This is a genomic window from Streptomyces sp. NPDC003393 (assembly GCF_053589015.1).
The window spans coordinates 262,147-270,441 of record NZ_JBSFRB010000007.1 but is presented as its reverse complement, the minus strand read 5'-3'; the positions used below and the strand labels follow the sequence as shown (position 1 = coordinate 270,441).

Genomic DNA, 8,295 nt, shown 5'->3' with positions numbered 1-8,295 from the left:
TCGGTGTCTCCGACTCTATCAGATCTTTTCGACCCGATTTCCTCGGTGCTTTCCAGGTTCCCGCTCTCGCGTTTCCCTTTCCGGCGGACCCGACTCTATCAGATCCTTTTCGGCCTGATCCCCGGTCAGCGGGGTTCGTCCTCCCGGCCGTTGGGCCGTTCCGACGAGTGAGACTTTAGCGGATTCCTTGCTCCCGAGCGAATCGGGGGCCCGTCCTTTCGAACGCGGATTCCTCATTCCGTAAATGCGCATACCGACGACACGACGGCAGACGAATTGCACGACTGTCGTCGAGTAGCGGTTGGTACCTACGGAGTGGCTGTCCGGGGACCGACCGAGGTCGGCTCTCACGTCGGACAACCCGGAGAACAGTACGGATCTCGCCGGGCTGTGTCAACCCGCTGCCGGAGGGGCGCTGTGGGCGTACCCTGGGCGCCATGACCACGCGTACGCACACCCGGCAGTGGTGGCCCGCCTGACGGCGGCCGCCTCTCACGTACGCATGCAACGGCCGCCGCTCTGGCGGCCGTTCTCGTTTCTCCCTCAGGGCTCCTGGGGCCGGCCGTCCGGGGACGGCGGCCACGACCAGGAGATGGAGTGGAGATGACACGGGTTTTCAGCGGGATCAAGCCGACCGGGCACCTGACGCTCGGGAACTACCTGGGCGCCCTGCGCCGGTGGGCCGAGGTGGACCAGCACCAGGCGGACGCCTTGTTCTGCGTCGTCGATCTGCACGCGCTGACCGTGGAACACGATCCGGCGCGGGTGCGCAGACTCAGCCGGCAGGCGGCGACTCTGCTGCTGGCTTCCGGGCTCGATCCCAGACGGTGCACGGTGTTCGTGCAGAGCCATGTGGACGAGCACGCGCGGCTGTCCTACCTGCTGGAGTGCGTGGCCACCGACGGCGAGATGCGGCGGATGATCCAGTACAAGGAGAAGGCCCCGCGCGAGCAGCAGCGGGGCGGGAGCGTGCGGCTGTCGCTGCTGACGTATCCGGCGCTGATGGCCGCGGACATCCTGGCGTACGGCACGGACGAGGTGCCGGTCGGCGAGGACCAGAGGCAGCACGTGGAGCTTGCGCGCGATCTGGCGGTGCGGTTCAACCACCGGTACGGGCACACGTTCGTGGTGCCGAGGGCGACGGCCCCGAAGGTGGCGGCGCGGGTGATGAATCTGCAGGACCCGACGTCGAAGATGGGGAAGTCGGACGACTTCGGGCCGGGCATCGTCTATCTGCTGGACGAGCCGGAGGTGGTGCGTAAGAAGATCATGCGGGCCGTGACCGACAGCGGTCAGGACGTCGTCTACGACCGCCCGGAGCGGCCCGGCGTCGCGAACCTGCTGGAGATCCTGGCCGCCTGCGTGGGCGGGGACCCGGAGGCCCTGAGCGGTGACTACGCGTCCTACGGCGCCTTGAAGAAGGACACCGCGGAGGCCGTGGTCGAAGCTCTCAGGCCGGTGCAGGAGCGGCACCGGGAGCTGTGCGCGGATCCCGGATACGTGGACGGGGTGTTGCGGGCCGGCGCGGAGAAGGCCAGGGAGATGGCGCGGCCGACCGTGGACGCGGCGTACCGGGCGATCGGGCTGCTGCCCGCCTGAAGGAGCCCGGTCGGGGTGGGCCCGGAGGGGGTCGCCTTCCGGGCCCGGCGCGGAGCGTCAGTTGTTGCCGGAGGCCAGCTCGCGGCCGCGGTCGCGGGCGGCTTCCAGCGCGGCGATGAGGGCGGCGCGCACTCCGTGGTTCTCCAGTTCACGGATGGCGCTGATCGTCGTGCCGGCCGGGGAGGTGACGTTCTCGCGGAGCTTCACGGGGTGTTCCCCGCTGTCGCGGAGCATCACGGCGGCGCCGATGGCGGACTGGACGATCAGCTCGTGGGCCTTGTCGCGGGGCAGGCCGAGGAGAATCCCGGCGTCGGTCATGGCCTCGACCAGGTAGAAGAAGTACGCGGGACCCGAACCGGAGAGGGCCGTGCAGGCGTCCTGCTGGGACTCGGGGACGCGGAGCGTCTTGCCGACCGCGCCGAAGATCTCCTCGGCGTAAGCGAGGTGGCCGGCGGTGGCGTGGGTGCCGGCGGAGATGACGGACATGGCCTCGTCGACGAGGGCGGGCGTGTTCGTCATGACCCGGACGACGGGGGTGCCCGCAGCCAGGCGCTCCTCGAAGAACGAGGTGGGGATGCCCGCCGCTCCGCTGATGACCAGGCGGTCGCCGGGGACGTGGGGGGTGAGTTCGTCGAGGAGGGTGCCCATGTCCTGCGGCTTGACCGTGAGGATCAGGGTGTCGGCAATCTTGGCTGCCTCCGGGTTGGTGACCGGGGTGACTCCGTAGCGGGCACGGAGTTCCTCGGCCCGTTCGGGGCGGCGGGCGGTGACCAGGAGGTCGGAGGGGGCCCAGCCGGCCCGGATCATTCCGCTGAGCAGGGCTTCGCCGATCTTGCCGGTGCCCAGGACTGCGACTTTCTGGCTCATGGACTCATCCTCGCACCGGCGCTGCGCGGGGCGATGGGTTTGTCCGTCAGGCGGAACGGCGGGGTGGGCGACGGCCGGGGCCCGTGTGCCGCGGGGCTATGCGGTGCGGCGCCGGAGGGTCGCCGCTCCCAGGCCCAGGACCAGCAGGGCGCAGCCGGCCACGACCAGTACGTCCCGGACGAAGGTGGCCGTCACGTCGGTGTGGCGCATGACCTGGTTCATGCCGTCGACGGCGTAGGACATGGGCAGGACGTCGGAGATGGCCTCCAGGACGGGGTGCATGCGGGAGCGCGGGGTGAACAGGCCGCAGAGCAGGAGCTGGGGGAAGATCACGGCCGGCATGAACTGGACCGCCTGGAACTCGGAGGCCGCGAAGGCGGAGACGAAGAGGCCGAGGGCCGTGCCGAGCAGTGCGTCGAGGAGGGCCACCAGGAGGAGCAGCCATGCTGAGCCGGTGACCTTCAGGCCGAGGATCCAGAGTGCCAGGCCGGTGGCGAGGGCGGACTGGACGATCGCGAGGGCGCCGAAGGCGAGGGCGTAGCCGGCGATGAGGTCGCCCTTGCCGAGGGGCATGGCGAGGAGGCGTTCGAGGGTGCCGGAGGTGCGCTCGCGCAGGGTGGCGATCGAGGTCACGAGGAACATCGTGATGAGCGGGAAGATGCCGAGCAGCGAGGCGCCGATGCTGTCGAAGGTGCGCGGGCTGCTGTCGAAGACGTAGCGCAGCAGGACCAGCATGACGCAGGGGACCAGCAGCATCAGAGCGATGGTGCGGGGGTCGTGGCGGAGCTGGCGCAGGACGCGGGCGGCGGTGGCGGTGGTGCGGGCGGCGCCGAGGGCGCGGGTCGCGGCGGGGGCGGGGGTGGTGCCGGTCATCGTGCTGTCTCCTTGGCGCGGCCTGCGGCGACCGCCTCGTCCACCAGGTGCAGGAAGGCCGCTTCGACGGTCTCGGTGCCGGTGCGGGTGCGGAGCGCCTGCGGGGTGTCCTCGGCGAGGATGCGGCCCTCGCGCATGAGCAGGAGGCGGTGGCAGCGCTCGGCCTCGTCCATGACGTGGGAGGAGACGAGGAGAGTGGTGCCGCGGGTGGCGGCGATGTCGTGGAAGAGGTTCCACAGATCGCGGCGCAGCACGGGGTCGAGGCCGACCGTGGGTTCGTCGAGGACGAGCAGTTCGGGGGTGCCGAGGAGGGCGACGGCGAGGGAGACGCGGCTGCGCTGGCCGCCGGAGAGGTTGCCGGCGAGGGCCTCGGCGTGGCTGGTGAGGTCGACGTCGGCGATGGCTCGGGTCACGTTGTCGTGCCGGCGTTCGGCCGCTGCGTGGCCCGGGTCGAGGACGGCGGAGAAGTAGTCGAGGTTCTGGCGGACGGTCAGGTCGTCGTAGACGGAGGGGTGCTGGGTGACGTAGCCGATACGGGTGCGCAGGGCGGGGTGGCCGGCCGGGAGGCCGAGGACGTCCAGGGTGCCGGTGACGCTGGCCTGGGTGCCGACGATGGCGCGCATCAGGGTCGACTTGCCGCAGCCGGAGGGGCCGAGCAGGCCGGTGATCCGTCCGCGGGGGACGGTGAAGTCCAGGCCGTGCAGGACGGTGCGGCGGGCGCGGACGGCGGTGAGGCCTTCCGCGTGGACGGCGTGGCCGGCGTGGTGGTGCGCGTCCGGTGGACTGGAGGGGTCGTCAGAATTATTCACCATTCGATGATTAATGCGCGTCACGGCACCCCCGTCAAGGGGTGCCGTGGAGGTGATGGCGGGTCAGGGCTTGGTGGCGACGAGGAGCAGGACGTCGTAGGTCTCCTCGACGACGCCGTCGGGAAAGACGTTCAGCAGGTGGTCGCGCTCGGCGGTGAGGAAGGCGGTCTTGCGTTCCTCGGGGCAGACCAGGAAGACCGAGTGGCTGGCGAGGTTGGCGAGGTGGGTGTCGAGGGAGACGCGGCGGCTCCAGCGCACCGTGCGGCGGGTGAAGTCGAGGCGGCCGCTGGGGTCGGCCAGTTCGACGCGGGCGGCGCGCTGTTTCTCGGCGGGGACGTCGATGCCGAAGTGGTCGCCGACGCGGCGGCCCGCCTCGGCGATCCACTCGATGTCGAGGGCCTCGGTGTTCCACCACAGCGCGAGCGCGCCGCCGGGGCGCAGGACGCGCAGGGCCTCCGGCACGGACCGGGCGGGGTCGGTCCAGTGCCAGGCCTGGGCGTAGGTGAGGAGGTCGGCGGAGGCGTCGGCCAGCGGGAGGGCGTCGCCGTTGCCGCGCACGATCGGGATGCGGGGGTGAGAGCGGCGGAACTGGGCGGCCATGCCCTCACCGGGTTCGACGGCCAGCACCCCGGCACCGCGCTCGTGCAGGAGGGCGGTCGCGATGCCCGTACCGGCGCCGATGTCCGCGGCGCGCGCACCGGCGAGGGGGCGGCCGGCCAGTTCCTCGACGGCGTCGAGAAGCGCGGGCGGGTAGGAGGGCCGGTTGGCGGCGTACTGGGCGGCGGCGGCGTTGAAGGAACGGGCCCGGGCGGAGTGGAGGGGCCCGGAGCCGTGCCCGGGCGGCGACGATGCCGGAGACGACGACGGCACCCTGGGCGACGGGGCGGACTGGGGCGACGGAGACGCGGTCATACGCCCATGATCCGACGGCGGCGCGGGCGGGTGTGAGCGGGCCGCGCCTCTCGCGGGCGGGCCGCTCAGGAGCGGCGGCGCTTCTTCGACGGGCTGCCCGAGCGTCGCCCGGTCCGGCGTTCGTGACGCTCGCGGGCCTCCTGGTACTCCTGTCGGTGCAGGCCCTCGCCGGGGGCCTCGGTGAGGGAGCGGAAGAAGTAGGCGAGCAGGGAGCCGATGAAGCCGATGGCGAGCAGGCCGCGCAGGGAGGAATGGCGCTCGGGGTCGGGCCGCTCGGTGAAGCCGTCCCAGGTGTGCCGGAAGGCGAGCGCGCTGCACACGGCGAACATGACGACGACCAGCAGCGTGACGAAGGCTCCGGAGCCGGCGATCTGGAGCCCCTCGTAGGCGAAGCGGAGCACGAAGCACGCGGCCGCGGCGGCCAGCAGCGAGCCGACGGCGACGCCCGCGCGGCGCACCGCGTACCCGTCGTCGTGGTGCACCCAGCTGGTGCCGAAGAAGCGCAGGGGCTCGGGCCGGGGGCCGCCGGAGCCGGCGGGCCCCCTGGAGCCCGCGGTGGTGTCCGGGGTGCCGTTCTCGTCGCTCACGGGACGATTATGGCTCCGGCGCGGCCGCGGGCTCGGGGCGGGCTCAGCCGCAGCGGGGGGCCACGTAGCCGTCGCTGCCGGTGAGCACATAGGTGTCGGAGACGTACTGGCCGTCGTCGATGTTGTCCCAGATGTTCGACGTGCCGTACCGGCCGGTCACCGTCGTCCCGGGCCGCTGGCAGAAGATCGGGACCTTGGCGCCCTCGGGCAGGACGCGGACGATGCCGTAGCCCGTACCGGGACCGCTGCGGACATTGAGGCGGACGCCCGGAGCGACCGGGTAGTAGTGCACGGCCGCGGCAGTCTCCGGTGCCTCCCGGCCGGTCGCGTCTTCGGTGTGGTCAGCGGACATGAGGTACCTCCCCCGTCGAGCCCCACGACTGCCGTGGGGCGGGCGTTGTCGCCACGGAACGCGCCGTGGAGCACACGTTCGCGACTCGCACGCGGAGGCTAGCAAGCCGCCTCGGTCCCGTACGAGTCATCGACTAGGGTCGGTGGGTCGCGCGCGGGACGAACAGCACGGGGGTGATCCCATGACGCCACGGCGCGCCACCGGAACCGGCGCGGAACCGGAACTTCCGGAGTACGCCGGTCACTACCGTCTGGAGTCGCGGCTGGGTTCCGGTGGCATGGGTGTCGTGCACCTGGCCCGCAGTACCTCCGGGATGAAGCTCGCGGTGAAGGTCGTGCACGCCGAATTCGCGAGGGACCCGGAGTTCAGAGGCCGTTTCCGGCAGGAGGTGGCGGCGGCCCGCAGGGTGAGCGGCGCCTTCACGGCGTCGGTCGTCGACGCCGACCCGGACGCCGAACGACCCTGGATGGCGACGCTGTTCATCGCCGGGCCGTCGCTGGCCGAGCATGTGAAGCGGAACGGCCCCATGGACTCCGCCCAGTTGCGTCGGCTGATGGCCGGACTCGCCGAGGCGCTGCGCGACATCCACCGGGTCGGTGTCGTGCACCGGGACCTCAAGCCGAGCAACGTTCTGCTCGCCGAGGACGGGCCGAAGGTCATCGACTTCGGCATCTCGCGGCCGAAGGACAGCGAACTGCGCACGGAGACGGGGAAGCTGATCGGGACGCCACCGTTCATGGCTCCCGAGCAGTTCCGGCGACCGCGGGAGGTGGGCCCCGCGGCGGACGTCTTCGCGCTCGGGTCCCTGCTGGTGCACGCCGCGACAGGACGCGGACCGTTCGACTCCGACAGCCCGTACGTCGTCGCCTACCAGGTGGTGCACGACGAACCGGACCTGACGGGCGTACCCGAGCATCTCGCGCCGCTCGTCCGGAGCTGCCTGGCCAAGGAACCCGACGACCGGCCCACACCGGGCGAGCTGATGCGGGAACTGCGCTCGGTGGCGGCGTCGTACGACACCCAGGCGTTCATACCGGAACAACGCGCGGGTGAGGCCGCCGTGCCGGCCGTGCGGTCCCGCGCCGCCGAGCCGGCACAGCCGCCCGGGCGGCGGCGGGGCAAGCGGCTGGCGATCGCCGCCGGAGCGTTCGGCCTGGTCCTGGGGGGCGCGCTGACCTCGGTCGAGCTCTTCGAGGCCGGCCGCGGTGCCGCGCCGAGGTCCGACCGGGCGCCGACGGCCTCGGCCGCGTTCGCTCCCTGGGTGAGCCGGCCGGTGTCCCGGACCGGCGGTACACCTCACTGCTCCTACGGTGTCGGCAGATTGGTGTGCGCGCAGTCGGGCGCGGTCTTCGCCCTCGATCCCGTGGACGGCCGGCTGCTGTGGCGGCGCACCGTCGCGAAGGCGGCGACGAGCCGGGCTCCGCTGATGTCGGGCGGTCTCGTGCAGCCGCCGGCGACCCGCAGCCGCCGGCTTCAGGCGCTCGATCCCGCCTCCGGCAAGGTCCGTGCCGTGCGCGACGTTCCGGCGTACGAGGCGATCCGGTTCGTCGGGGACATGCTGCTGCTGACCGCCGCCGACGGCACCGTGACCGGGATGGACAGCACCTCCGGCGCCATCAAGTGGAGCAGGCGCATCCCGGGCCAGCGGGCCGCGTACTTCAGCTCGTTCGCCGGGGACCCGCTGGCGTACGCGGCGAACGTGTCGAGCGACCGGGCGAGCACACGGGTGACCGCCGTCGACCCCGAGACGGGTGACGTCCGCTGGGCGGCCCGGCTGGACGGCGCCCTGCGGCCGTTCGGTGCGAGCGGTGGCTCCGTCCTCTTCCAGTCGGTCGGCAGCGTCTACGACGACACACGCGCTGTCGTCCGCTACTCCCCGGCGTCCGGGTCCACGCGACGGGTCACGCTGCCGGTTCCGCTCCAGCTGGCCCATGCGACCGTGCACGCGGACGTGGTCTACCTGTTGGCGGCCGGTGGCTCGCTGGCGGCCGTCGACATGGAGGCGGGCAAGCACCTGTGGTCTCTGGAGACGTCCTTGAGCCGCGGTTCCGCACCGGTCGCCGACGGCCGCCACGTGTACATCTCGTCGGCCGACGGTCGGCTGCTCGCCGTGGACGCCCGCACGGGGGCGCTGGTCGGCCAGACGCCCGCACGGCTCGGCGCCCACGCCGATCGCGTCGCGCCCTCCGTTCCCGAGCCCGTCCTCGCCGGCGGTCACGTCTACGCCGGCGCGCCCGACGGCACCGTCTTCGCCGTGGACGGGCGCAGTCCGGCGAGCTGGTGACGTGCGGAAAGG

The 8,295-nt window shown here is 72.2% G+C and carries 8 protein-coding genes; 2 read left to right on the top strand and 6 right to left on the bottom strand.

The window, feature by feature from the left end; all coding sequences use genetic code 11:
• The first annotated feature begins 603 nt into the window (after positions 1 to 603).
• Positions 604 to 1,599 (top strand): tryptophan--tRNA ligase, encoded by a 996-nt coding sequence (gene trpS, locus ACWDUZ_RS10615; protein WP_451631428.1) that lies wholly within the window; start codon positions 604 to 606, stop codon positions 1,597 to 1,599.
• A 57-nt stretch (positions 1,600 to 1,656) separates the two neighbouring features.
• Here the strand turns inward: trpS and proC are convergent, their stop codons facing one another.
• The 6 genes from proC to ACWDUZ_RS10585 all read right to left on the bottom strand — a co-directional run bounded on the left by proC (position 1,657) and on the right by ACWDUZ_RS10585 (position 5,999).
• Positions 1,657 to 2,466, bottom strand: coding sequence for a pyrroline-5-carboxylate reductase (gene proC / locus ACWDUZ_RS10610; RefSeq protein WP_451631427.1), 810 nt, complete (start codon positions 2,464 to 2,466; stop codon positions 1,657 to 1,659).
• Between the two features lie 96 nt (positions 2,467 to 2,562).
• On the bottom strand, positions 2,563 to 3,339 hold the full coding sequence (locus tag ACWDUZ_RS10605; RefSeq protein ID WP_451631426.1) for an ABC transporter permease: 777 nt from the start codon (positions 3,337 to 3,339) through the stop codon (positions 2,563 to 2,565).
• Positions 3,336 to 4,151: an ABC transporter ATP-binding protein gene (locus tag ACWDUZ_RS10600; protein WP_451631425.1), complete on the bottom strand. Its 816-nt coding sequence runs from the start codon at positions 4,149 to 4,151 to the stop codon at positions 3,336 to 3,338. The genes ACWDUZ_RS10605 and ACWDUZ_RS10600 overlap by 4 nt, the downstream gene beginning before the upstream one ends.
• A gap of 60 nt (positions 4,152 to 4,211) precedes the next feature.
• On the bottom strand, positions 4,212 to 5,060 hold the full coding sequence (locus ACWDUZ_RS10595) for a class I SAM-dependent methyltransferase (RefSeq protein ID WP_451631424.1): 849 nt from the start codon (positions 5,058 to 5,060) through the stop codon (positions 4,212 to 4,214).
• Between the two features lie 65 nt (positions 5,061 to 5,125).
• Positions 5,126 to 5,647 carry an EamA/RhaT family transporter gene (locus tag ACWDUZ_RS10590; protein ID WP_451631423.1) on the bottom strand — a complete coding sequence of 174 codons (522 nt, stop codon included), beginning with the start codon at positions 5,645 to 5,647 and terminating at the stop codon, positions 5,126 to 5,128.
• Between the two features lie 43 nt (positions 5,648 to 5,690).
• The gene (locus ACWDUZ_RS10585) at positions 5,691 to 5,999 is read right to left on the bottom strand and encodes an SH3 domain-containing protein (protein ID WP_451631422.1); all 309 of its coding nucleotides are present in this window, start codon (positions 5,997 to 5,999) and stop codon (positions 5,691 to 5,693) included.
• Positions 6,000 to 6,180: 181 nt separating this feature from the next.
• Between ACWDUZ_RS10585 and ACWDUZ_RS10580 the strand changes: the two genes are divergently transcribed.
• On the top strand, positions 6,181 to 8,283 hold the full coding sequence (locus ACWDUZ_RS10580) for a serine/threonine-protein kinase (protein WP_451631421.1): 2,103 nt from the start codon (positions 6,181 to 6,183) through the stop codon (positions 8,281 to 8,283).
• Positions 8,284 to 8,295: the final 12 nt, after the last annotated feature.